At 42.4% G+C, this 24425-nt stretch carries 22 protein-coding genes; 13 read left to right on the top strand and 9 right to left on the bottom strand.

Annotation, left to right across the window (positions count from 1 at the left end):
- The first annotated feature begins 30 nt into the window (after positions 1-30).
- From AAEY72_RS06425 to AAEY72_RS06415, 3 genes are all read left to right on the top strand, one after another.
- Positions 31-1197, top strand: a complete 1167-nt coding sequence (locus tag AAEY72_RS06425; RefSeq protein ID WP_352309906.1) for a nucleotide sugar dehydrogenase — start codon at positions 31-33, stop codon at positions 1195-1197.
- Positions 1197-2210 (top strand): NAD-dependent epimerase, encoded by a 1014-nt coding sequence (locus AAEY72_RS06420; RefSeq protein WP_352309904.1) that lies wholly within the window; start codon positions 1197-1199, stop codon positions 2208-2210. The genes AAEY72_RS06425 and AAEY72_RS06420 overlap by 1 nt, the downstream gene beginning before the upstream one ends.
- Before the next feature lie 80 nt (positions 2211-2290).
- Complete coding sequence (locus AAEY72_RS06415) at positions 2291-3058, top strand: hypothetical protein (protein WP_352309903.1); 768 nt, start codon at positions 2291-2293, stop codon at positions 3056-3058.
- Here AAEY72_RS06415 and AAEY72_RS06410 read toward each other — a convergent pair.
- From AAEY72_RS06410 to glnE, 5 genes are all read right to left on the bottom strand, one after another.
- Positions 3055-4155: a glycosyltransferase gene (locus AAEY72_RS06410; RefSeq protein ID WP_352309902.1), complete on the bottom strand. Its 1101-nt coding sequence runs from the start codon at positions 4153-4155 to the stop codon at positions 3055-3057. The two genes, AAEY72_RS06415 and AAEY72_RS06410, sit on opposite strands and share 4 nt — an antisense overlap.
- A 64-nt stretch (positions 4156-4219) precedes the next feature.
- Positions 4220-5086 carry a glycosyltransferase gene (locus tag AAEY72_RS06405; protein WP_352309901.1) on the bottom strand — a complete coding sequence of 289 codons (867 nt, stop codon included), beginning with the start codon at positions 5084-5086 and terminating at the stop codon, positions 4220-4222.
- 124 nt (positions 5087-5210) lie between these two features.
- Complete coding sequence (locus AAEY72_RS06400; RefSeq protein ID WP_352309900.1) at positions 5211-6047, bottom strand: glycosyl transferase; 837 nt, start codon at positions 6045-6047, stop codon at positions 5211-5213.
- Positions 6048-6153: 106 nt separating this feature from the next.
- Positions 6154-7083: a branched-chain amino acid transaminase gene (locus tag AAEY72_RS06395; protein WP_352309899.1), complete on the bottom strand. Its 930-nt coding sequence runs from the start codon at positions 7081-7083 to the stop codon at positions 6154-6156.
- A 559-nt stretch (positions 7084-7642) separates the two neighbouring features.
- Positions 7643-10510, bottom strand: coding sequence for a bifunctional [glutamate--ammonia ligase]-adenylyl-L-tyrosine phosphorylase/[glutamate--ammonia-ligase] adenylyltransferase (glnE, locus tag AAEY72_RS06390; protein WP_352309898.1), 2868 nt, complete (start codon positions 10508-10510; stop codon positions 7643-7645).
- Between the two features lie 580 nt (positions 10511-11090).
- On the opposite strand from glnE, the gene tusD reads away from it, so the two are divergent.
- The 4 genes from tusD (at position 11091) to AAEY72_RS06370 (ending at position 12671) form a co-directional block, all read left to right on the top strand.
- Positions 11091-11552, top strand: a complete 462-nt coding sequence (gene tusD / locus AAEY72_RS06385; RefSeq protein ID WP_352309897.1) for a sulfurtransferase complex subunit TusD — start codon at positions 11091-11093, stop codon at positions 11550-11552.
- Positions 11553-11619: 67 nt separating this feature from the next.
- The gene (locus tag AAEY72_RS06380; protein ID WP_352309896.1) at positions 11620-11943 is read left to right on the top strand and encodes a hypothetical protein; all 324 of its coding nucleotides are present in this window, start codon (positions 11620-11622) and stop codon (positions 11941-11943) included.
- A 54-nt stretch (positions 11944-11997) separates the two neighbouring features.
- Entirely contained in the window at positions 11998-12327 is a 330-nt protein-coding gene (locus AAEY72_RS06375) for a hypothetical protein (protein WP_189584967.1), read from the top strand.
- Entirely contained in the window at positions 12324-12671 is a 348-nt protein-coding gene (locus AAEY72_RS06370) for a TusE/DsrC/DsvC family sulfur relay protein (protein WP_201588405.1), read from the top strand. Before AAEY72_RS06375 ends, AAEY72_RS06370 begins: the two co-directional genes overlap by 4 nt.
- A gap of 75 nt (positions 12672-12746) precedes the next feature.
- Here AAEY72_RS06370 and AAEY72_RS06365 read toward each other — a convergent pair whose 3' ends face one another.
- Positions 12747-13316 (bottom strand): tRNA (cytidine(34)-2'-O)-methyltransferase, encoded by a 570-nt coding sequence (locus AAEY72_RS06365; protein WP_352309894.1) that lies wholly within the window; start codon positions 13314-13316, stop codon positions 12747-12749.
- A gap of 362 nt (positions 13317-13678) precedes the next feature.
- Between AAEY72_RS06365 and AAEY72_RS06360 the strand changes: the two genes are divergently transcribed.
- Positions 13679-13819: an entericidin A/B family lipoprotein gene (locus AAEY72_RS06360; RefSeq protein WP_189584958.1), complete on the top strand. Its 141-nt coding sequence runs from the start codon at positions 13679-13681 to the stop codon at positions 13817-13819.
- A 128-nt stretch (positions 13820-13947) separates the two neighbouring features.
- On the opposite strand, the gene hemW is transcribed toward AAEY72_RS06360, so the two are convergent.
- Positions 13948-15174, bottom strand: a complete 1227-nt coding sequence (hemW, locus tag AAEY72_RS06355) for a radical SAM family heme chaperone HemW (RefSeq protein ID WP_352309893.1) — start codon at positions 15172-15174, stop codon at positions 13948-13950.
- Positions 15175-15557: 383 nt separating this feature from the next.
- Here hemW and AAEY72_RS06350 point away from each other — a divergent pair, with 383 nt between their 5' ends.
- From AAEY72_RS06350 to accC, 5 genes are all read left to right on the top strand, one after another.
- On the top strand, positions 15558-16055 hold the full coding sequence (locus tag AAEY72_RS06350; protein ID WP_352309892.1) for an EVE domain-containing protein: 498 nt from the start codon (positions 15558-15560) through the stop codon (positions 16053-16055).
- Between the two features lie 156 nt (positions 16056-16211).
- Complete coding sequence (locus tag AAEY72_RS06345) at positions 16212-17252, top strand: hypothetical protein (RefSeq protein WP_352309891.1); 1041 nt, start codon at positions 16212-16214, stop codon at positions 17250-17252.
- A gap of 484 nt (positions 17253-17736) precedes the next feature.
- Complete coding sequence (locus AAEY72_RS06340) at positions 17737-19104, top strand: MATE family efflux transporter (protein WP_352309890.1); 1368 nt, start codon at positions 17737-17739, stop codon at positions 19102-19104.
- A 356-nt stretch (positions 19105-19460) separates the two neighbouring features.
- Positions 19461-19889, top strand: coding sequence for an acetyl-CoA carboxylase biotin carboxyl carrier protein (accB, locus tag AAEY72_RS06335; protein WP_194619844.1), 429 nt, complete (start codon positions 19461-19463; stop codon positions 19887-19889).
- Positions 19890-20028: 139 nt separating this feature from the next.
- On the top strand, positions 20029-21390 hold the full coding sequence (accC, locus tag AAEY72_RS06330; protein WP_010201258.1) for an acetyl-CoA carboxylase biotin carboxylase subunit: 1362 nt from the start codon (positions 20029-20031) through the stop codon (positions 21388-21390).
- Positions 21391-21568: 178 nt separating this feature from the next.
- Here the strand turns inward: accC and AAEY72_RS06325 are convergent, their stop codons facing one another.
- Positions 21569-22189 carry a hypothetical protein gene (locus AAEY72_RS06325; RefSeq protein ID WP_352309889.1) on the bottom strand — a complete coding sequence of 207 codons (621 nt, stop codon included), beginning with the start codon at positions 22187-22189 and terminating at the stop codon, positions 21569-21571.
- Between the two features lie 266 nt (positions 22190-22455).
- Positions 22456-24240, bottom strand: a complete 1785-nt coding sequence (gene leuA, locus AAEY72_RS06320) for a 2-isopropylmalate synthase (RefSeq protein ID WP_352309888.1) — start codon at positions 24238-24240, stop codon at positions 22456-22458.
- Positions 24241-24425 lie beyond the last annotated feature (185 nt).

The following is a 24425-nucleotide window of genomic DNA, read 5'->3' as shown; positions in this document are numbered from 1 at the left end:
TAATAAACAAAAGACAACTTTGGATATATTATGAAAATAGCAGTAGTAGGTACAGGCTATGTAGGCTTATCAAATGCAATGCTATTGGCACAGCACAATGAAGTCGTCGCTGTCGATGTCATCGCTGAAAAGATTGACCTGCTGAATGCGAAGCAGTCGCCGATCGAAGACAAAGATATCGAAGATTTCTTATCACATAAAAATCTCAACTTTTCTGCAACACTTGATGCTGCGACAGCCTATGAAGGGGCTGATTTTATCATCGTCGCAACGCCGACCGATTATGATACCAAAACCAATTATTTCAATACATCAACAGTAGAAGCAGTGATTGAGCAAGTACTTCTAGTCAATCAGCAAGCGACTATTATTATAAAATCCACAGTGCCCGTTGGCTATACCGCTAGTATTAGAGAGCGACATGAAACGGATCGCATTATTTTTTCGCCTGAGTTTTTGCGAGAAGGTAAAGCACTACACGACAATCTTTACCCTTCTCGAATTATTGTGGGCGCACAGTCTGAACAGGCACAGCAGTTTGCTAAGTTATTGCTTGAAGGCGCTATCAAAAAAGAAGTACCGCTACTATTTGTAGAATCAACTGAAGCTGAAGCCATTAAACTGTTTTCTAATACCTACCTAGCGATGCGCGTGGCCTATTTTAATGAGCTCGATACTTACGCACAAACCTTTGGGCTTGAAACCAAACAAATCATAGAAGGTATTGGCTTAGACCCACGTATAGGTAATCATTATAACAATCCGTCATTTGGCTATGGTGGTTACTGCTTGCCCAAAGATACCAAGCAGCTACTCGCAAATTATGACGAGGTACCAAGCAATCTTATTAGGGCTATTGTTGATTCCAATAGAACCCGTAAAGACTTTATTGCAGATAAAATCATAGAAAAACGGCCAAAAATCGTGGGCATACATCGACTGGTCATGAAAAGTGGATCAGACAATTTTAGAGCTTCTGCCATACAAGGTATTATGAAGCGCATCAAGGCAAAAGGTATCGAAGTCGTTGTTTATGAGCCTGCACTACAAGAAAGTGAATTTTTTAATTCCCGAGTTATTCAAGATTTAGAAGCATTCAAATCGATGAGTGATATCATCGTGGCAAACCGCCTATCTACTGACATACAAGATGTCTCTGATAAAGTATTTACAAGAGACCTATTCGGGAGCGACTGATGAAAGTTTTAGTCACGGGTGCTGCAGGCTTTATTGGTTTTCATTTGATCAAAGCGCTACTGGAAACAGACTTATCTGGTAAAGACCACTTTATCGTTGGTATTGATAATATCAACGACTATTACAATGTGGGTTTGAAAGAAGAGCGCTTGAAGATATTAAGTGAAATATCAACACCAGAAAACTTTACGTTCATTAAGTTAGACCTTGCTGATCGCGATGCTATGTCAAACCTTTTCTCTGGTTATCAGTTTGATACTGTTATTAATTTGGGTGCCCAAGCGGGCGTACGCTACTCTATCGAAAACCCAAACGCCTATATTGATTCAAACGTGGTTGGCTTTGTTAATATACTTGAGGGCTGCCGTCACCACAATATCAAGCACTTAATCTATGCCAGCTCTAGCTCTGTCTATGGTATGAATATCAAACAACCATTTACGACTGCTGATTGTGTTGACTTTCCTATCAGCCTATATGCCGCTACCAAAAAGTCCAATGAGCTCATGGCGCATAGCTACAGTCATTTATACAACATCCCTACGACAGGATTAAGGTTCTTTACGGTTTATGGTCCCTATGGTAGACCTGATATGGCTTATTTTTCTTTTACCAAAAAAATTCTGGCTGGCGAACCCATTGATATCTACAATAACGGTGATATGCAGCGTGACTTTACCTACATTGATGATATTATTAAAGGCATCATAGGAGTAATGAAAAAAGTACCGGCTAACCAACACTCTGGTATTACGACAGCAGCAGCCCCTTATAAAATTTATAATATCGGTAATAACCAACCTATTACGCTGCGTCGTTTCATCACCGCCATCGAGGATGCTTGTGGTATAAAGGCCAATGAAAACCTGCTACCCATGCAGGCAGGCGATGTGCCCATTACTTATGCAGATATAGACGAATTGGTGGATGATATTGGATTTAAGCCTGAAACCAATATAGAAGATGGTATTGAAAAATTTGTCGCTTGGTATAAACAATATTATTCAGTTTGAATAAGTAATTATCTCTAAAACCCGTGTTATAGATGTTAAAGCTTTAATATCGTTGTATTTTCTCAAAGGATTTTGATGACATGACTACACCTTCTAATTGGCAAAGAAAATTGCTACTCATGTTTCGAAGTGAAAAAAGATTGAATGCGGGCAAGGTTATCAAAAACTATGATGGCAAAAGCTTTGACGACATGAAAGTAACAACGATTACAGAGTCAATGTGCGATATTGAGACCTTGACAGACGAACGTAAGAGCAAGGCGTTAGAATGTCATTTAAATAACTTAAAGCATCAATCCTTGGGTGAGTCTGAACTCTGCTTTTATCACAATACGCTCATTATATTGATGCGCCGTAAATACAAAATGGACAAAATATTTGCAGAATTCGAAAGGCTATGGGTGGCAGAGAACCATTATTTATTAGAAAACCTGTCACTACGCTGGATAGTTTCAGCCTGCGATACTTTCATCGATCACTCAGATAACGTCAATAGAGCCGCTATTTTGATGAATGTCATTACACTAATGAATACTGTCCGAACTTATGAGACCAAAAACTTTTTACAAGCCCCTCCTGATGCTGAACCCATACCATTATTAGATGAAAAAACCGACATATTGTATGCCGGCGATTTGTCTCTATATGATGGTCTCACGTATTTTCGTATCGGCACCGATGATAGTCTGAGAAATATGCGCAAGCGCTATCACAAATTCCACAAAGTCGACAAATTAGCTACTACTATACTGCTTGCTGTATTCGAAAAACTACAGAATAACCAGAGTGCTTTTGCCTCGCTACGGCAATTGCATAGAGATGATTGGTCCAAATGGTGGTTAGATTAAGATCTCTTATCTGTATTCTCAAAATTCGATGCGAATTCAATATATTTCTTTGCTATTGTGACAGGAAGGAGCGTTTCACTAAATTCAGACTGAAATTGCTCTGGATTCTTCATTGCTAAGCTTAGTTTAGCTGCAATAGCATCTATGTCTCTCATAGGCATTAGGTTTTTCTGAGGCAATAACTCACTGGGTCCAGACTGGCAGTCAGTACTGATGACTGGTGTTCCTAAAACTAAAGACTCTGCAATCACCAAAGCAAAACCTTCCCAGTCAGAAGTTAGTACTTTAAATTGCGCATGCTTTATATAGGGAAAAGGGTTCTCATGGAAGCCTAAAAAAACCACCTTGTCTTCTAGCTTGAGCTCTACGACCAACGCCTCTATCTTACTTTGAAGCTTGCCTTTGCCCAACAGAAGCAACGGTAAAGACTGATCTGTCTTTGCATAAGCTCTCAACAGCACATCGTGACGTTTTGCTTCTTTAAAACTGCCAACGTGAATAATGTAATTTTGATATTCTGGAATAAAAGCATCAGCTAATTTTTGAATACCGTCTCTATCAATTGGATTATGTATTGCCGTTGTTGAAGTAACATGACCAAAGTTTTCTACAAAATCCTTTTCTACGCCATTACTGACACAGGCACAAGGATTTTTGGAATAAATTCTCGTAAAGTTTTCTTTTCTCTGATGACCAACATCTGTTTTTCCAAACTTATAAAGTAGTGACAAAGTATTATGAATCACGTAAATGATGTTTGGCAGACTACTGTAGCTAAAGATACTATCTGAACGATCAAGGTTCGACAAAATGATATCAGGTTGTCCAATATTTTTTTTGACATAACGATCTACCGCATAAGCAAAAAACTTATCGCGACGCTGTGCTCCTGGTATCATCTTATAGGGTTTGAATTTGAGCATATGATAAATAAGGTTTGGATTAAGATCGTATTCGACCCTTGGCTTAAACCTTAAAATATGTACTTCGTATCCCAATTCATAAAATCCCTGTCCTAAAGTAAGAACAACTCGCTCTGCCCCTCCACCTTGTAGACAATTAATAGCGAGCAACGCTATTTTTTTATGCTGCTTCATAAACGATAACCTATGGATGAATTTCTATTCATTTAGTGTGTGAAATATTATTATGTTAAATGAATCAACGCTTGAATAATTTTGCAAATAGAGATTTGGAGGCTTTGGGACGAGTCACCTTATTGCCAATATAGCCTTGCTGGGATTTCTTTGGAAAAGCACCAAAAGGCTCAATTCGATAGCTCTCTAGATGATATCCAGCAGTAAGCGCTTCATTATAATAGTCATCAAAAAGATCGACCAAATCTTGTCTTGGATGTGGCAATACTTCTCCGTCAAACCAATGCTCGATTCCTTCCCCATTCACTCTAGGTAACGAGTACTTATGACTGAATTGCGTTCCCATATCTGAGTAATGCAAAATTTTGATTTCTTCTATTACTAAGTTTTCACCATCGATACAGTTATAACTGTCTTGATAAGACTCAATCAATTGCGTGTTTTTCTTGAATAAAGCCATCATTTCTTTATGACTTTTGGGATCTTTTCTAAGTTTTTCGATAGGCAAAACAACGTTTTTTGCAGCATCGCAATCCCATATACAAGTACATAGACGAGTCATATCAGCATTCGTTTTAGCGGCTACTACGGACTGTCTTTCGATAGGATGCTGCCATAGCTTTGCTAGATCATCTAAAATAATGACATCAGCATCCATATAAATGGCTCGTCCAGAATAATTGCAGTATTCTGGAATTGCCCAACGGAATCCTGAGAAAGGTGTCGACCATTTAATAGTATCCCAGCCCTCGCCAGCCTCGGGATTAGAATACCAATAGCTATTAGGATCGCGCGATAGCTGCATCCATACTATTTCAACGGGTACACTGGTGTGTTTGTGAATACTATAATCTAATACCATCATCTGCTCTAGATCACAGTTATTTGGGTCGCAGCCCACAAAGACTCTGATAGCATCGTTTTTTTTCATAATTTTATCCATTCACTAAATAATGCTTTCTACGTCCATATTTATGAGCATAGAAAGCATCAACACTCACTGCTACTAATGTAATAACACTTAAATGCTTGAATACTCCAACATAAAATTAAGCCTATTCTTTCCAGTACTTTTCAATCCATTCTACTGGCAAGATAAAGTGACGAAGATGACGCAGCGGTCTCTTCATATTTTTGGGCTCAGCCAGTTGCTTCAAATGATCTTTAGCATTATTAGCAGCGTTCTTGTTGTATCTACCTTCGATCGCATGCGTTGGATACAAGTCACCAGGAAAGATAACCAAGCGAGCGCCTTTAGGAATCTTCGGCTCTTTAAAGTAGTTGAACGGAAACGGTTGACGACATTTGCGTCTAAAATGTGCGACCCATGCCTTTGGAAATAGCTTCACACCACCTGGTGCATTACGAGTGACAAAACGCTGCTCAAAACGATACTCATCAGCGATACCTTGTGGATCTGCTTTAAACTTTTCTTGCAGTGAGACAAGCGCTCCAATCTGAAATCTAAAGCAAGACGTCTGTCCCAAGCGCTCTAATGGATTACTTGGGTTATAAGATAAAATAATATCATCCGGCTCGCCATACTCAAAGAAAGGATCGAGGCTGTCTACTATAATCACATCCAAATCTACAAACAGTACTGTTCCTGTCAAATCACCTAGCTTTTCACCCCACAAGCGAGACTTTGGCCACTTACCGAGTGTATTGGTTGGCATAGTGACATCTAATGGTGGTAACGCTTGGCATTCGATTTCTGGACGGACATCTGTTGTATCATCAGTGAAGCAGACAAATCTAAATGGTGGTGTAATGTTGCGAGATACCATGCCATATAGTTTGTTGGCATAATCAGCACCATATTTTGTGCCCCATTTAATACAGATGATTTGTTTGATATTTTGAGTATCTGCTGTACTAGAATCTATTGGCATTGACTGCTCACTTTAATATTATGAATAAATATGATGGCTATATTAGCATAAAAAAAAGACTGAACAATTATGTTCAGCCTTTTTGGTCTTCAAAGTAACCGCTTTATCAGTCAATAAAACTTAACCAATCCATATATTGCTCATTGCGACCATGTACGACGTCAAAATACAGTGTTTGCAGCTTTTCAGTCAAAGGTCCACGGCCACCATTTCCGACTGTGCGATCATCGTATTCACGAATAGGCGTGACTTCGGCAGCAGTACCGGTCATGAATATTTCATCCGCCAAGTAAAACTCGTCACGAGTGATACGGCGCTCAACGACTTTGATACCTAGATCATCAGCGAACTGAATGATAGTACGACGAGTAATACCATCAAGTGCCCCGCCCGCTAAATCTGGGGTATGCAGCACACCGTCTTTTACTAAGAACAAGTTTTCGCCAGCACCTTGGCAAACATAACCTTGCGGATCCATCAAAATAGCTTCGTCGTAGCCATTACGAGTCACTTCTTGATTGGCCATGATAGACACAGGATAGTTACTAGAGGCTTTGGCCTTACACATGGTCACGTTGGTCATGTGATGGGTAAATGAAGAGGTTTTTACACGGATACCGTTTTTGATACCTTCTTCGCCCAGATAAGCGCCCCAGTGCCATGCAGCAACCATCGCGTTGATGCTGTTATCGCGTGATGACAAGCCAAGTTTTTCTGCACCTACCCAGATAAGCGGACGAATATAAGCTTCTGCTAAGTTGTTTTGCTTGACCACGTCTTTGTGCGCTTGCTCTAGGGTTGCAGCATCAAACGGCACATCCATTTGAAAGATTTTCGCTGAGCCCAGTAGACGCTCGGTGTGTTCTTTTAGGCGAAAAATAGCCGTGCGATTGTCAGCCGTTTGGTAAGCGCGTACGCCTTCAAACACCGCCATGCCATAATGCAAGCTATGCGTAAGCACATGAACTTTAGCATCTGGCTGGTCAATCATCGTGCCATTCATCCAAAGCTTACCATCTTGTGTTGCCATATTCATTTTATAGTCCTTATGCTAGCACTGACGTCTAACTTTTTTTAGGTAGGTTTTATTTAGGGTCTATTGAACATTCAAATGTGGAACTGGCAGTGGCTACTTTTTAGACAATACGCAGTGAAATTTTTGATGCCTAGTCATTCTAGGTTAGACGATTTCGCCATGTATTGGCAAAAAATAGCCTTGCCCTGAAAGGCTGATGCTAAAATCACCCCAAACGTTGTTGTAAACCTAGCTAAGGTCTCGACATTATCGTCGGTTTACGCCTAGTTTGGGACGATTTTAGCGATCAGCAGTCCTAATATTTGAATGTTCAACAGACCCTAACAGTATCGATCAACATCGTATGATAACACTACAGCGTCAATTTTTATTGCTTAAAACACAGCATTATTATGACGAACGACTGACAGTGTTATGATAATGTGCGACCGATTATATCATTGGCCATGCTGGCAAATGCAATGTTTTAGTTTGTGCTTAGATGGCTCTTGTTGATATTAAAATATTGAGTTTGAGTACATTGCCTTATATGAGCAGACGATAAATAAAGAAGTTACTATTATTTTTGCTCTGCTGATTCTACACCCATAAGGTGTTGCCACTGCGCTTGTACTAACGCTCGCGTCTCTTGCCATAGCGACTCATCAACGAGTAATGACTGCTCTGATAATGCTAACTGATGGGTGGCAGCGCGTATTCTCAGATAGGCATCGGTCAACTCCTGACAGACTTGCTCTTGCCAAATGCCAAGCAAAGCAACTTCTGCAAAAATACGCACATTGTCACTCCATTTGGTCAAGCTTGGATATTCATGCGAATAAGCCAGTACAGCAAACTGTGCTAAAAACTCGATATCGACAATACCGCCTGCATCCTGCTTGAGATGGAACTTGCCTGCTTGCTGTTGCCATTGACTGGTACCTAGATGCTTTTGCATTTTGATACGCATACTGGTGACTTCATTACGTACTTGATCCAGTGTCCGTGGCAGTGACAACACATCTCGGCGAATATCACAAAAGCGTGCAGTGACTCGTCTGTCTCCACAAATCGCGCGAGCACGTACCAGCGCCTGATGCTCCCATGACCACGCTTTATCGATTTGATAGGTTTCAAACGCATGACAAGATACCACCATCATGCCAGCGTTGCCTGAAGGTCGCAGGCGCATATCAATCTCATAAGCGCGGCCATCACGGGTTTGAGTATTGAGATAATTCATTAGCTTCTGTACCAGACGAGCGGCAAATTTCATACCACTGACTGATTTCTCACCAGTGGTCATGCCCTGCTCTTTTATCTTATGTAAGAAGACCAAGTCCAAATCTGAGGAATACGACAATTCTAATCCGCCAAGCTTGCCATAACCGATAATCGCAAAGCCGCAGTCCGCTTCAGTGACGGGATCACCATCTTGGCCAATAGGATAACCATAACGGTTGACGATCTCTGCAAAAGCGCGCTCTAGCGCTGCTTCTAGTACTACTTCAGCGATATAAGTTAATGAATCCGATACTTTCATTATCGGACGTTCAGCCAGTACATCGCTAGCCGCGACAGCCAATACTTGGTTCTTTTTGAACAGTCGCAAAACGCTTAGTAGCTCTTCTTCATCGTTAGGCTCGACGCGCAGTAACTGTTGGCGCAGGATATCGCGCAGCTCACGCTTATCTGGCAAATGGCGATAGCGCTGCTGTAAAAAGGTATCCAACAACACAGGATACTGCGCCAGCTCTTTTGCGATCCAAGGGCTGGCTGATAGCATCGGTATCAGCTCGATCGTTGCATTGGGGTTTTCTGCAATCATCACCAAATATATAGACCGGCGGCAAATAGCCTCTAGCAATGCAATCAAGCGTGGCAAAGCAGTATTGGCCAGCTGCTGCTGTTCTTGATGAGCGAGTAACGCGTGGACAATCACAGGATAAGCATCATCCAAGCGCTCTCTGGCCTCATCACTCAAGTTAGCGACCATTTTTGACTGCCAAAATTTCTGTAATAACTCACGATTGCCTTTTGTTAATACTTCGTCTAAGCGCGCAATCTGCTCTTCTAAATGTTCTGGCTCTAGGTCGGTATCTTCATTATCAGGTACTTGGCGCTCAGTGACCATACGTTCAAATGGCACATTGACATTGTCTCGATGATGATTGAGCTGGGTGAGTAATGCTTCCCAGTCGTCAAACGCTAACGTGACTGCTAGGTTGTGCTGCCAATAAGGGTCATGTGGTAGACGCTGAGTCTGCTGATCATTGATCGCCTGAATAGCATGCTCAAGCCGACGCAAAAACCGATAAGCCATTTGCAGCTGCGCGTAAGTTGACTGCTCTAGATATCCAAGTTCGCACAACACTTGCATTGCTTGTAGACAAGGCTTGATCTGTAGTTGCGGATGCCGACCACCATAAATCAGCTGAAAAGCTTGTACAATAAACTCAATGTCTCTGATACCACCAGCGCCAAGCTTAATATTATCTAAGTCTTCACGCTGTGCAACTTGATTTTGAATCAGAGATTTCATTTCTCTGAGTGCCGAAAAAGCACTGTAATCAACATAATAACGAAAGACAAAGGGTTTAATCAGTGCCTGAATCTCATCATAAAATGGCTTCTCTATCTGTCCAACCACACGTGCTTTTAGCCAAGCAAAACGCTCCCAAGCACGTCCATGCAAGGCAAAATACTTCTGTAAGGCTGAGAGATGGATGGCCAAATCACTTCCATCACCCCATGGGCGCAAGCGCATGTCTACCCGAAATACAAAACCATCTGCCGTTTTATTATCCAGTAGTTTAATAATCCCTTGACCAAGCCGAGTCATAAAACGCTTGTTGTCTATACTACGAGTGCCCTTCGCTTTGTCACCGTTGGTCTCACCGCGCGCTTGATGCACAAATATCAAGTCAATATCGCTCGATAGATTTAACTCATGAGCACCAAGCTTACCCATGGCCATGATTGCCATATCATCGATCTGCACATTGCCTAGCTCATTGACAAAGGTTGGTTCACCATATTTAGCAACTAAGTGCTGATAGGTATACTCCTTGGCAAATGAAATACAACCATCCGCAAACTCAGATAACTCATCGGTTAATTGCTCGAGGGCAATCATGCCTAGGGCATCTTGCCAAATCCAGCGCATCATCAACAGCATCCGTAAGTTTCGGAGGCCGCTCATGACCTTGGCTTCATCAGCAAGTTGGTAATTTTCATCTAGCGTGTAATCTTGGATCAGATCATCAATTTGCTGGCGTGTTAAGGTATGATCAAGAGGATAACTGCGTAAAAACGTCTGACATGAAACGGTCCGACTTTCCCAAATCTGATAAGCAAATTCGCTCGCTGTCTGCAGGACTTGCAGTTGTTCTACGGTAGGCTGATAATCTGTACCATTGTTCACACGTGAGGGCATAGCAGGTAACATAGTGACGAAAACTCCTTACATAGAATGGTAAGACTACGTGAACCTAGCTCATAAGTTTATTGTTTTTTCTTACGAGGCAGTCACAGCATCAAATAATAATACTCAGTGTGCCTACACTTGAGATAAAACCACGTTAAATAACAGTGACTCTATTTGGTTTGCGGCGCTTTATGTTAGCATAAACATCTTTGATAGAGACGACTCACCTCTCTTTTATGATATAACGATATTAGGGCATGTCATCAATTAGCACATGGATACATTTAGTGATCTTAAAATGGCTAAATTTAGCCAAACATCGTCAGAAATCTTGTCAATATGTTCATATTTACGGCAATTTCTTCCTTGTTTGGCTGCAATTTTCCTCATTTTAAGCCGCACAATCTAAAGGATGACAAGCCCTAGATGTGACAGTATGATCCGCTGTATGTCGCATTATCAGTATAAACTCTGTTTTCTGTCACGCAAATTTGCACGCAGACGCTATGGTAATATCGTTCAAATTAATTTATAAAAAGCATTTATAGCAACTTGGCCCTACTTTTTAAACTCTTATTTATAATATGTGATACTGCGCCTTATGACGACCACTACTCCATTATTACTGATTACTGCTGACCCTAGTCATTCATTGGCACACTTGGCATTACGTTACGCACGCGCTTACCTAAAGAGCGCAGCGAATAGTCATGATATTGATGACAATGATATTAATAGTACAGGCAGCAGCGATAATGCTACCACTGAACAACCACTGCTCAATGTCTTTTTTTATGGGGACTCAGCTCATATAGCCAATCGATTGCGCTGGCAGTCAGCTGAGCAAATTGACCTGACCCAAGAATGGAAAAATCTGGCTAAGCAATATCAATTGCCATTACCCGTCTGCGTCAGTACTGCGCTCAGTCGTGGAATTAGTGATAGCGAAAACGGTACTCGCCATCGGCTTGACGGTGACAATCTTGCGAAAGGGTTTACGTTAGTGGGACTCAGTGAGCTGGCAATGATGATGCAAAGCAATTGTCGCCTCATACAATTCTAGCAGCGCATTATTAACAGCGACTGCTTTGACGACGACTGCTTGTGACAAACAACTTTTGGAATAAACCATGAAATTATTGATTCAGCTGCGTACACCAACAGAAATGGCAAGTTATGAAGGTTGTGCCCTCGCTTTAACCTTGGCAACGTTTGGACACGACGTCCAGCTGTACTTAGATGCCCCTGTTTTTGGCTTATTGATGCAATCTGACTCGCGGCTGCATGGCATGGTTCAATCACTTGAGCTTTATGACATGCCAGCCGCTTGGCTACCTGAGGATGTCTTTAGTGGCTGGGTCACTGGTATGTTGCCGACAGATTTGGCATCACAGCTTACACTAGTGCCAGAGGTCATCAACTCACAAGACTTTGAGCAAATCCTGACCTTTTAAATCGCTACAGAATTTAGACTTATAAAATAACAAAGCACGTAATCGGATACTTTTATGGCAACTTTATATCAATTACATAGCAGCATGGACAAGCTCAGACGCAGCACAGAAGAGATATCACGCACTTGGCACACAGGTGACAGTATTCTACTACTAGGCACAACTGTCGCTTTTATTGACTGGCTCAATGCTTATTTGAATGACAGTGAGATAGATGGCATTGCGGGTATTTATGCCTTAGCAGATGACATAGCGCAGTTAACAGAAAACACGACTGGCAAGCTAAATTTAGAGAGCAAATTGACCCGTATTTTAACGGATGAAGAATGGGTCGAGCTGACTCAAGACAGCCAATTTGATAAAGTGGTGACCACTGCCTTATGACTATGCCTATACCTACTACGATGGCGACAACCGATATCGCCTTAGATCAAGACGGTCATTTATGTGATCACACTATTTGGTCGCCTGCGATTGCGCAGCAGCTGGCAAATACGTTGGATATCAACTTGATTGCTGAACATCTAGAGATTCTACAACAGGTGCGCGCCTTTTTTGTCAAATTCAATCACGCACCTGCCACGCGTCCACTTATTAAATGGTTACAGAAAACCCTGCCTGAGCAGGATATAAGCAATCAAAAGTTGCAGCAACTGTTTAATACTGGATTGGTTGCCCGTCACGTCAATCGTCTCGCTGGATTGCCCAAACCGCCTAATTGTTTATAGAGTCACACTGATTGCTATCCGAATTTGGAGGTTTAAAACATGGCTTCCAATCAAAATCAATAAGTATATCAACCGCTATTTAGGGTCATATACTGTCAGAGTGTCATAACCAACACTGCGCCCTTCATCACCTATAAAACCCTGCTGACGCCATATCTCATATAAGCATATCGCCACACTATTGGACAGATTCAAACTGCGTGAATCTGCCAGCATGGGCAAGCGTAACCAATGATCGGAACCAATACTTTCACGAATGTCATCTGCCAGCCCTGCTGTCTCAGAGCCGAATACTAAAGCGATGTTGGGTGGCGATGTCAGCGCATTTTTTTCACCATCATCACCAGTGACCTGCCCACTAAAATTATAATCATAAAATGGCTTGCTCAGCTTGGTAGTCAATGCTGTGATGACATGACAGTCCGATGCTATGAGCGCTTGCCTAGCAGCTGCCCAGTCGTCATGTACCTGCAGGTGGGCATACTCATGGTAATCCAATCCTGCACGGCGTAGCTTCTTGTCGTCAAGCTCAAATCCTAAAGGCTTCACCAAATGCAACTGCGCCCCACTATTGGCACATAAACGAATAATATTGCCAGTATTACTGGGCATTTTTGGTGCTACCAGCACGATATGAATAGTCATTATCACTCCATCAATTGTCTGAATATCATTATTTTAATTCTCTAGCAAATTTTATATAAATAGAACTTGGTGTCAGGCTGGCTTAGTCTACTATTGTTAGTAGCTTCGCTCATTGTCTTTATATGAAAATTATCTTGAATAGAATATATATATCAAGCGTAATTAAAAGTTACAGTTTACTGGCAAAAATTACATTTTGATACTGGGCATATATTTTAACTTTCTTTATGATGGCTCTACTGGATTGCGAGATAATATATACACATTGTTATCGTATCCTGTAATCCTTCAGTGAGGCTTAAGCAATCTGCTTAGCGTCGCTGCTGTTACTTATAACTACCCATTTATTTTGAGGAATTATTATGAAAAAATTAATCATTGCATCTTTGACGGCTATGTTTGTATTGACTGGTTGCAACACTTTTAAAGGTCTAGGTCAAGACGTATCTGGCGCCGGTGATGCTGTAACTGGCAGTGCTCAAGAAGTTCAAAACAAAATCTAATTATTAATTTATTAGACTTGTTTTTAAAAGGCTTACCATTTATTTGGTAAGCCTTTTTTGTTTGTCTTGACCCTACTTCTAAAACATAAGGAGCATTCTAGAAGCTCTCTACAATTGGCACTGTTATACTACAAAAACGCTCTTAGTATTTGATTCAAGTATCTGCTGCCTAACGCGGTTGGCTTCAGCTGCTGACGATCATCTACGAGTAACCCCTGCTTGACTAGCTTATCTACTTGCCCAGCGACACTGTCATAGCAAAGTCCTGTTCGATCCTCAAACAGTGCCCACGACACACCATCGTGCAGACGTAGTACATTTAGCATAAACTCACTCACCAATTCGTCACTAGCAATCTGTTGCCAACCAATCATTTTTGGGAAATGTTGGCTGTCATGAGATGTCTCAATTATATCTTGATAGTCGACATAATCCTTGGGTAAACGTGACTTACTAAAACGATAAATACCTGATTTTGCTACTAACTCACTACCTTGACCTTCATGTTTTTTTACAGTCACCTTGCCATGAGCACCCGCCCCAATCGCCAAATAATCACCAAACTGCCAGTAATTGACATTGTGGCGGCATGGCTTATCGGAAGCACCAGACCATGCCGACACTTCATAATTGTCATAGCCCAATTGCTGTAGCAATGCCTGACCGGCTTGCTCAATATCAGCGAGGCTATCCTCATCTGGCAAAATGGGCTGACTGCGATAAAACACCGTGTTTGGCTCAATCGTTAGCTGATACCAAGAGATATGGGTCGCGCCAGCATTATGCGCGGTTTGAATATCGTTCAGTGCTTCAGTCAAGCTTTGCTGCGGCAAGCCATGCATCAAGTCGACATTGACGCGCTCAAACCCAGCACTCCGTGCCGCCTTAATCGCTGATAATGCTTGCTTGGGATCGTGTATGCGCCCGAGGGTTTTGAGCTTATCCGCAGCGAAGCTTTGCACACCAATTGACAAGCGATTGATACCGACATCCAGATATTGAGCAAATGGCGCGTGTTCAAGCGTACCCGGATTGGCCTCCATCGTAACTTCAATATCATCTGCGAATATAAAACACGCACGCAAGCCAGCAAATAAACGCTGATACTGCGCAATCGGCAGTAGTGATGGCGTCCCACCACCAATAAATATCGAGCCAATTTCACGTCCTTGAGTCAATGACTGCTGCATTTGAGCATCCAATAACAAAGCATCGACGTATTCGTCATACATCGATAGCTGACTGTCTACTGGCAGCTCATGCGAATTAAAGTCGCAATAAGGGCACTTCTTTACACACCATGGAATGTGAATGTAAAGTGCTAGCGGAATATCCATCACGTTTATATCAGTCATATGAGCATCGCTATTGGTAAAATCGAAGGCATTAGTCTTATTTGGTATGTAGGATTGACTATAGCTATAAAAAGTATCGCTAGGATAACGGTTAGAGGCCTCAATGAAAAGCATCGTGACAACAAAATAACTCACAAAACCACTCACAAAATCTATGTTAATACTGGCATCTGACAGGCAATATAGCCATTAATTATAAAAATCTGTCGCTAATAAACCACCGCTATAGTAGATTCACTTTAAAAAAGAGGCAGTGTGACTGGGATGAATTTTTCGTCGCCTCTGTAATAACAGCAAGCAAGTAAAATTTATACCAGTCACACCTAACTGGCAATATATCGATTTTATTCTGAACTGACTATACCAATAAAGGAATACCAGATATGGCCTATTGGCTGATGAAATCAAACCCAAAGTTTTTTAGTATTCAGGATTTGCAGCGTTTAGGCACAGAAGGTTGGGATGGCGTGCGCAACTATCGTGCCCGTAATTTTATGCGCGATGACATGCAAGTCGGTGACAAGGTGTTCTTTTATCACTCTAGCGCCAAACCCTCTGGCGTTGCTGGCATTATGACGATCAGTCAAGCAGGCTATACCGACCCCACCCAGTTTCATCCCGAACATCGTCACTACGACCCTATCGCCACCGAAGATGAGCCACGATGGTACATGGTAGATGTCACCTTTGAGCAGGCATTTATAGAGGTCTTACCATTATTAGAGCTCAAGTTTTTGCCCGCACTTGAGGACTCATTGCTGCTTAGGAAAGGCTGTCAGCAGTTAACCGTTATTCCTCTAGAACCCAAACACTGGCAGGCTATCATCGATATGGCAGAAACGCTTAATTTGATATCCGCCAATAACAATCTTGCACTGTAACCATTGCGTATGTTTTCTATGACATCAATTAACACTTATCCATGCGTTTGCCTTTTAAATTTTGCTATATTTATCAGCCCAAATAAAAAACTATATACCCAACAGCAATATTCTACCTTTTTATAACCGTCATATTTTAATCATCAGGACTCGTTTATGAGCGCACCCAAACTAGTATTGTCTTTATTAACCGTTAGTATGCTCGGCCTAACGCTAAGTGCTTGCGGCAGTGATAGCGATAAGATCAAAGAAGAGTATGACCGTGTAGAAGATCAGGTTAAAGATGAATACGATCGTATAGAAGACAAGGTTAAAGAAAAGTATAAAGAGGCCGAAGATAAGCTGACCGATGACGAAAAGAGTATGGCAGAGATTTTAGAATCTGTATTTTTACCAGAAGAGTCATTTGATAACTTCTTAGACAAGCTCACTCCAGAAGGCGGACGCGGCGGTCTATATGTCGGACACTTCGTCGAGCTAAACGACGGTGATAGTAATGACATCGATATCGGTGCGGTCTACTTCGACATCAGTAATCAAGGTGCGGGTAGCGTCGATGGTAGCTTTAGTTATCAGCAGCAAGCTTGCCAAGAAAGTAATGCTTTGGGCATAAACTCAGCGCTCAAAATCGATAACTATATCGCTGGCAAAGTCACGGGTAGCCTCGATACCTTAGAGTTTTTGGATGTCAAGTATGTCAGTGACTTAGGATTAGAGACGCCAAACTTGCTCACCACTTTTGCAGGGAGCTTTGAGGAAAAACAAGCTGGCTCACCGTGGAAAGGCAGTTTTGAATACCTAGACGGCTTAGGCGGGCAAAAACTGTCCAGCGGTGAAGACAATTGCAAGGTGACCTATACCCTAAGCGATCGCTCTAACTTTACCACTTACGCGCTCGATTACGACCTTGGCAAGATGAACCTCGATGTGACGGGCAATGGTAGCCAAAAAACCGTTACTTGGCAGAATCCAATCAATACTCAGCATGTATTGGTCAGTCAAATTGATGTTAATAAAGCCGAGTCTGGTGCTAACGGTTACGTCCAAAACCTCGTGTTGAGCAACCTTGAGACACAGTTTACACCGGTGATTCCAAACAGCTCGACCAACTACGCTATCGTAGTGCAAGCGTTCGATGCTAATAACAACTTGATCGGCTATCAAGCAGTGGTACAAGATTTGCCAGAATCCCGATAAATTTTGGCCATATAATAGGCTTTCTTGTAGAAGCCTAGGGCATGTCTTCATTTCAAGAATGGTGATAAAAATGAGATAAATTGCCGTCAAACAAGAAAAATAGTGCAGATAATATCGGGATATTAACCAGCTATTTGACGATGTTTGGCAAGATTTAGCCATTTTTAGCCCGTTCAGATGACTATCGAGTGAATTGAAGACACGCCCTAGGTTTAACCAACGTGATGGATGTTACTAAGCACCATAAAACCTTTCTAAAACGTTGACATCCCAGTCTGGCTTCTTTACCATCTTATGTACTTATGACCTGTTAATCTATCACTTGGATTGACGGGTTATTTTTATTTAAGTGTCTTTACTTATCGAATTGCTTGTCTTATTTATTGTCAGTACAACGCCACTGTTGCTGTCTCGCTATTGAGTGGTCGATGACAGTATTTGTCTATCAACACTAACCACCGCGAATTATGAAAAGTTGCTAATTATGGCTTTGCCAATATCCTTTACCGATTTTAAAAGCTACAGTTTACGTTTGGGCGTGCTCGCCTTACCCATCTTGATTACTCAGTTTTGCCAAGCAGCACTGGGTGTCGTCGATGCTATCATGGCAGGTCAAGTTTCTGCCCTCGACTTGGCAGCGGTCGCTGTTGGCTCTGGTATTTGGCTGCCACTGTTCTTATTAGCCACGGGTATTTTAATCGCCACCACCCCTCTCATTGGGGAAGCTATAGGGCAGAATAAACTCAACCAAGTACCACATATCACTCAGCAATCCTTGTGGACAGCAGGTGTGATTGGGATTCTTGGGTTTATTATTGTCAATCTTGCACCCAATGTCCTTGGTATCATGGGCGTCCCCGAAAATATCCAACCGATAGCGTCGCAGTATTTACATGGGGTGTCGTTTGGTTTTCCTGCACTGGCAGTCTATGCCGTCCTACGCAGTTATTGCGAGGCGCTTGGGCGCCCTGAGCCGGTGACAGTGATTAGTATCATTGGCCTGATCGCAGATATCCCGCTCAACTATATCTTTATCCATGGTCTGTTTGGCATGCCAGAAATGGGCGGCGCTGGCTGCGGGGTCGCAACGGCATTAGTATTATGGATAAACGTCTTATTGCTCGTCGCTTATACCAGCTTTACTAAGCGCCAGCAATTTGCCAGTACGCGCTTCTTTTATAGTTTTGCCAGACCCAATCGCACACAGATAAAAAAACTGCTCAAGCTTGGTATCCCGATTGGCATCTCAATCTTCTTTGAGGCCAGTCTATTTAGCTTGGGTGCACTGGTCATCAGTCCATTGGGTGAGCTGGCAACTGCCTCGCATCAAGTGGCGCTGGCGGTGACATCGCAGCTGTTTATGATACCCATCTCGGTTGCCATGGCTCTAACCATTATGGTGTCCAATCGCTTTGGTGAAAAGAACCTGCTGGCGCTGCGCCATGTACAAGCGACTGGACTTATCTGGACCGTGCTCATTGCCATTGTTTGTATGCTTGGAATCTGGCTGTTCCGCCCACAACTGGCAGCCGCGTTCACGGACAATGTAGAAGTCAGAGCGCAAGCCATGCACCTTCTCATCTTTGCCCTTGCTTACCAACTATTTGATGGCTGGCAGGTCAACATTGCGGGGATACTACGCGGTATGCAAGACACCACGATACCGATGTGGGTGACGCTATTTTGCTATTGGTTGGTTGCCTTGCCACTTGGCATCTATTTGGTGCGTTTCACGGATGTGGGCGCGCAAGGGTTTTGGATGGCATTGATCACGGGTTTGTTTTTATCCTCTATTCTTCTCACCTTGCGTCTACGCTATCAACAAAAGCGCCTCAGGATACTTTGGGCTTAAAGTTGCTATAGTCGGTTCAATATAATTTGGATACAAGGAAGGCGAGCGAAAGTACTACAACTAGTAGACTAAGCAAGGCTGACACTGTATCCAACTAATATAGGATTGACTATATCATTCTTCTCTAATCGTAGTGTCTAGTAACCAATGCTGGCACTACTTGGCCACATAGACTATGATAAATCACTGATGATTTCTTACTCATAAGAAAAGCTTACGTCAAAATATGTAAAATTTCTCAGTTAACAACTGTACATTGATTGCTCATTGTCATGAATCTAGGTATCATTAGCAATTACTTAGACAATATTTCGTTACACTATTTCTTGAATTTAGTACAAGGCATTATAAAAACTATGGATATTGAAAAAATACGTACCCTAATCGCCCTCATGGAAGAAAGTGAACTGGTCAATTTAGAAATCAGTTCGGATGATGAGCATATTAGTCTGACAAGGCATTATGATACGCCAGCACCAACAATGATGGCTGCGCCTGCTGCTGGAGTAGCGCCTGCTGCTGCTGACACAAAACCAGCCATAAAAGCTGGTAGCGTTGAAACCTCACCAATGGTTGGCGTGTATTATTCAGCGCCTAGCCCGAATGATCCACCATTTGTGAAAGTCGGACAAAAGGTGCAAGCGGGTGATACGCTTGGCATTATCGAAGCCATGAAAATCATGAACCCTCTTGAAGCGACTCAAAGTGGTGTCGTTGACGAAATTTTGGTAGATAACTCTGAAGTCGTACAGTTTGGCCAGCCTATGATTCGCTACAAAGCGTAATAATATTCGCCAACCTTTACTTCGTTATGATTGATATCTCGTTATTGCTCATCGCGCCCCACCATTGCATTTGATGATGGCAATCGATGACTGGCATAGCGAGTGAATCGTTAACTACCGCTTCGACAAGGATGACCCCATGATAAAAAAACTGCTCATCGCCAATAGAGGTGAAATCGCACTACGCATCGTTCGTGCGTGTAAAGCGCTAGGAATCGAAACCGTAGGCGTCTACTCAACGGCTGACGCCAATTTGATGCACCTGCGTTTTGTTGATGAGGCCATTTGTATCGGCAAGCCAAATGCCAATCAAAGCTATCTTGATATCAATACTATTTTAACCGCAGCAGAAATCTCTGGTGCTGATGCTATCCATCCCGGTTATGGTTTTTTGTCCGAAAACGCCGAATTCGCTGAGCGTGTTGAAGAAGCAGGACTAACCTTCGTTGGCCCTAATGCCGATCATATCCGACTCATGGGTAATAAAGTCTCCGCTATTAATGCCATGAAAAAAGCAGGCGTACCTACCGTACCCGGCTCTGTTGGAGCGGTGACCTTGCACAATGCGGAAGAACAAGCACGCAACATTGGTTTTCCCCTATTGATCAAGGCGGCGTCTGGTGGTGGTGGTCGTGGGATGCGTGTGGTTGAGCGCTTCGAAGAGGTCATCGGACAAGTACAAGCAGCAAAACAAGAAGCTGAGCTATGGTTTGGTGATGATACCGTCTATATGGAACGCTATCTACAAAACCCACGTCATGTCGAAGTACAAGTACTGGGCGATGGCAATGGTAATGCGATTCATCTATATGACCGTGATTGCTCATTACAACGTCGTCATCAAAAAGTCCTAGAAGAAGCCCCTGCGCCTGATATCCCTGATGATGTGCGCGAGCCTATCTTAAGGGCATGTGTCAAAGCTTGCGAGTTGGTCAAGTATCGCGGTGCCGGTACGTTTGAGTTTTTATTCGAAAACAACGAGTTTTTCTTTATTGAAATGAATACTCGGGTACAGGTAGAGCATCCCGTTACTGAGATGATTACGGGTATCGACGTCGTCGTTGAGCAGCTAAAAATTGCCGCAGGTTACGGCTTGTCTTACCGTCAAAGTGAGATTGAAATTCAAGGTCATGCGATTGAATGCCGTATCAATGCTGAAGATCCAGCGACCTTTATGCCATGTCCTGGTACCGTCAACCAGTTGTTTGCCCCAAGTGGTGCTGGCGTTCGATTCGATTCGCATTTGTATCCTGGGTATGAGATACCGACGTATTATGATTCGTTGATAGGCAAGCTTATCTGTCATGGTCAAACTCGCCAGCAAGCCATCTCTAAGACACTACATGCGCTTGATGAATTGGTGATTGAGGGCATCAAAACCAATATTCCTTTACATCGTGACGTGATATTAGCGGATGATAGTTTTGTACAAGAAGCACAAAACATTCACTATCTAGAAAGAGAATTATTAACAGCACATAAAGCCAAATCAGCGTCTTAGTTTGCCACTTTATTTTTATATAACGATAATGAGTAAAATCATCATTTAGCGTTGATAAACAGACCTGATAAATAGAATTAAAAAACCCGCTATCTATTAAGATAGCGGGTTTTTTAATGGGCTCACATAAAATTGAATTTTCTTTATAGACAATAACATCAATAGAATATATCAAACATTATGGCAATACTCTGTTGAAGTTCATAAAGCATTCTCTGCCATCAGGGTCAGCGCACCACTGCATTTGGTTGCCATCATGGTTCAAAAACGCTATCAGCGCTTCATCAGTTTGATCAATCTTATTACCAGAGCAGTCTACTTCATTATTGTCATATACCGTTCGAATGGCAATCACAGGTAAGCCTTCTTCGCGATGAGTGACCAGATAGCGACCGTACGTCCATTCTTCACCACTGACAGCCCACATTTCATTGTCAGCACCAAAGTTATATAACTCACGGCATTGATTGGAAGCCAACACTGACGCCATTAAATTATTGCGAGTTTTCGGCTGAATATTGAGAACACGCTCTTCGCTTTGTGTAAGAATCCCACCGTCTGTACCAGCATTTATTTTTGGCTCATCACCTTTGCTTGCTGGCGTGTCTACCAATGCCGCTTGCCTAGCCTCAGCCTCTTTAGTCATGGTCATACTACTGTCTAAGTCTATTTCCCATTGTCCAGCAATGGCAGGACTAATATGCGTCGTAATCGTCGGCTTACTAACTACTTCGCCATTTACTGGCAAGGAAGCCAGAATAGAGGCCAATGTAAATGAAGCAAATGATATCGGTTCCATAATTAACCTTTTTATTTATAATGATTGAGCAATACGTACATTAGCGTAAGTCTTAGACACCAAAAACACAAGTAACATTATGCTATTGGGTTTATGAATTTATGACACACAGAATCCAATAAGCTATTAATTATTTTATCACCCGTGTCTGTTTTAACCACTCAAACAATAACGCCATGGCTCTCACTGACGAATCGTAAAGAACCATGACGTTATGCGTGGGCAGTATCAACGCTACTAGCGCGCTATGTACTACTGTTAAGCTATTAAGCAGCCGTAGTATTTAATGCTTGAGCAAAGGCGGATAGTGCCCCTTTCAACATCGCTGATACTGTGCTGCTACAGGTGCCAATACCAGAGTAAACTTCGCCATCAACATTCAATTGAATGTAAGCGGCAGCATTGGCATTGGTTTTGTTATCACGATTGTTATCATCATCGATACCATTACCGCTATTGTGCTGCGGATTGATCGCGTGCTCAGCATAATTGATGATATGTAGCGACTTGCCCGTATGCTGCGCAAGACCATTGATAAACGAGGACAATGGACCATTACCCGTGCCATCGATAGTAATGATATCGCCGTTCATCTGTACTTGACCGTTAAAATAAACCTGCCCACCTTTATTGTTCACGCTGTAGTCTAGTAGCTCAAAGCTACCTTGACGCAAATAGGTGTCTTCAAAGGTCTGTAAGATTTCATCATTTTGTAATTCGCGCGCCACTGTTTCGGCCTGCTGCTGAACCACACGGCTAAAGTCAATTTGCATCCAACGTGGCAAGTTAAAGCCATAATTGCGTTGCAAGATATAAGCGACCCCACCTTTGCCAGACTGGCTGTTGATACGTACCACATCTTGGTAACTGCGACCAATGTGCGCTGGATCAATAGGTAGATATGCCACATCCCAAACGTTATCGGTTTGGTCGGTATGTTGCTCATTATAATCGAGAGATTTTTTGATGGCATCTTGATGTGAGCCACTAAAGGCAGTAAAGACCAATTCACCAACATAAGGATGACGTGGATGCAGCGGCAAGTTATTGCATTCACTGACCACTTGGACGATTTCACTCATATTGCTAAAATCAAGCTCAGGATCAATACCTTGGCTAAATAAGTTCATCGCCATGACCATAATATCCATATTACCGGTACGCTCGCCATTACCAAGCAACGTCCCTTCAATACGATCTGCACCCGCAAGCACACCCAACTCAGCTGCTGCTACCGCACAGCCACGATCATTGTGCGTATGCAAACTGACGATCACATGCTCGCGCATAGCAAGGTGGCGACAGAAATACTCAACTTGATCGGCAAAGACATTGGGCATAGATGCTTCAACGGTCGCCGGTAAATTAAAAATAACTTCCTGACCGTTCTGCGGCTGCCAAACTTCACAAACCGCATCGCAGACTTCTACCGCATACTCAGTCTCTGTCTGGCTAAAGCTTTCTGGCGAATATTGAAACACCCATTCTGTCTCAGGGTATTTTGCCGCATATTCTTTCAATAGCTTGGCACCTACGATAGCAATTTCTTTAATCTCAGCTTTGTCTTTGCCATAGACTTTTTCACGTTGGACACGGCTGGTTGAATTATAGACATGGACGACAGCACGTTTTGCGCCTTTTAATGATTCAAACGTACGGGCAATTAAATGTTCACGTGCTTGTACCAAAACCTGCAACGTCACATCATTAGGCACATGGTTTTCTTCAATGAGTTTGCGGGCAAAATCAAACTCAACTTGCGCCGCTGATGGGAAACCAATCTCGATTTCTTTAAAACCCACGTCGACTAAAGTCTCAAAAAAGCGCATTTTTTGTTCAATAGTCATCGGATCGATCAAAGCCTGATTACCATCACGCAGATCGACACTTGCCCATATTGGTGATTTCTCAATCGTTTTGCTTGGCCATGTGCGATCTGGTAATGAGGGCGCAAACGCAAATGGACGATATTTTTGATAGTCAAAAGCGGCACTTTTTGGTGTCTTTTTGGCAGTCGGCGTGGCTAAAGTGCGTGTGGCTTGGTCAGACATAATCAATCCTTAGATAATATGAAATTTATATTTTAGCGAATAAGGCTGCTGATTAGATCAGTATTGAGCATACGAGATAACTAAAACTTATATTCTAATAATAGCAAAGTTTATGAGAGAGAAACCCGCTTTATTACACTATAATTAGAGTTTATTTAGTGAAATAAAGCGTTTTTGTAGATATA

This window comes from Psychrobacter sp. W2-37-MNA-CIBAN-0211 (assembly GCF_040309405.1).
Classification (GTDB): Bacteria; Pseudomonadota; Gammaproteobacteria; order Pseudomonadales; family Moraxellaceae; genus Psychrobacter; species Psychrobacter glaciei.
This window is presented reverse-complemented; position numbering and strand designations above follow the sequence as displayed.

Bases quoted from the DNA above. Each gene is read 5' to 3' on its own strand.
- AAEY72_RS06425 (WP_352309906.1), top strand. From the start codon at position 31: ATGAAAATAGCAGTAGTAGGTACAGGCTATGTAGGCTTATCAAATGCA.
- AAEY72_RS06420 (WP_352309904.1), top strand. From the start codon at position 1,197: ATGAAAGTTTTAGTCACGGGTGCTGCAGGCTTTATTGGTTTTCATTTG.
- AAEY72_RS06415 (WP_352309903.1), top strand. From the start codon at position 2,291: ATGACTACACCTTCTAATTGGCAAAGAAAATTGCTACTCATGTTTCGA.
- AAEY72_RS06410 (WP_352309902.1), bottom strand. From the start codon at position 4,155: ATGAAGCAGCATAAAAAAATAGCGTTGCTCGCTATTAATTGTCTACAA.
- AAEY72_RS06405 (WP_352309901.1), bottom strand. From the start codon at position 5,086: ATGAAAAAAAACGATGCTATCAGAGTCTTTGTGGGCTGCGACCCAAAT.
- AAEY72_RS06400 (WP_352309900.1), bottom strand. From the start codon at position 6,047: ATGCCAATAGATTCTAGTACAGCAGATACTCAAAATATCAAACAAATC.
- AAEY72_RS06395 (WP_352309899.1), bottom strand. From the start codon at position 7,083: ATGAATATGGCAACACAAGATGGTAAGCTTTGGATGAATGGCACGATG.
- glnE (WP_352309898.1), bottom strand. From the start codon at position 10,510: ATGTTACCTGCTATGCCCTCACGTGTGAACAATGGTACAGATTATCAG.
- tusD (WP_352309897.1), top strand. From the start codon at position 11,091: ATGACGACCACTACTCCATTATTACTGATTACTGCTGACCCTAGTCAT.
- AAEY72_RS06380 (WP_352309896.1), top strand. From the start codon at position 11,620: ATGAAATTATTGATTCAGCTGCGTACACCAACAGAAATGGCAAGTTAT.
- AAEY72_RS06375 (WP_189584967.1), top strand. From the start codon at position 11,998: ATGGCAACTTTATATCAATTACATAGCAGCATGGACAAGCTCAGACGC.
- AAEY72_RS06370 (WP_201588405.1), top strand. From the start codon at position 12,324: ATGACTATGCCTATACCTACTACGATGGCGACAACCGATATCGCCTTA.
- AAEY72_RS06365 (WP_352309894.1), bottom strand. From the start codon at position 13,316: ATGACTATTCATATCGTGCTGGTAGCACCAAAAATGCCCAGTAATACT.
- AAEY72_RS06360 (WP_189584958.1), top strand. From the start codon at position 13,679: ATGAAAAAATTAATCATTGCATCTTTGACGGCTATGTTTGTATTGACT.
- hemW (WP_352309893.1), bottom strand. From the start codon at position 15,174: ATGACTGATATAAACGTGATGGATATTCCGCTAGCACTTTACATTCAC.
- AAEY72_RS06350 (WP_352309892.1), top strand. From the start codon at position 15,558: ATGGCCTATTGGCTGATGAAATCAAACCCAAAGTTTTTTAGTATTCAG.
- AAEY72_RS06345 (WP_352309891.1), top strand. From the start codon at position 16,212: ATGAGCGCACCCAAACTAGTATTGTCTTTATTAACCGTTAGTATGCTC.
- AAEY72_RS06340 (WP_352309890.1), top strand. From the start codon at position 17,737: ATGGCTTTGCCAATATCCTTTACCGATTTTAAAAGCTACAGTTTACGT.
- accB (WP_194619844.1), top strand. From the start codon at position 19,461: ATGGATATTGAAAAAATACGTACCCTAATCGCCCTCATGGAAGAAAGT.
- accC (WP_010201258.1), top strand. From the start codon at position 20,029: ATGATAAAAAAACTGCTCATCGCCAATAGAGGTGAAATCGCACTACGC.
- AAEY72_RS06325 (WP_352309889.1), bottom strand. From the start codon at position 22,189: ATGGAACCGATATCATTTGCTTCATTTACATTGGCCTCTATTCTGGCT.
- leuA (WP_352309888.1), bottom strand. From the start codon at position 24,240: ATGTCTGACCAAGCCACACGCACTTTAGCCACGCCGACTGCCAAAAAG.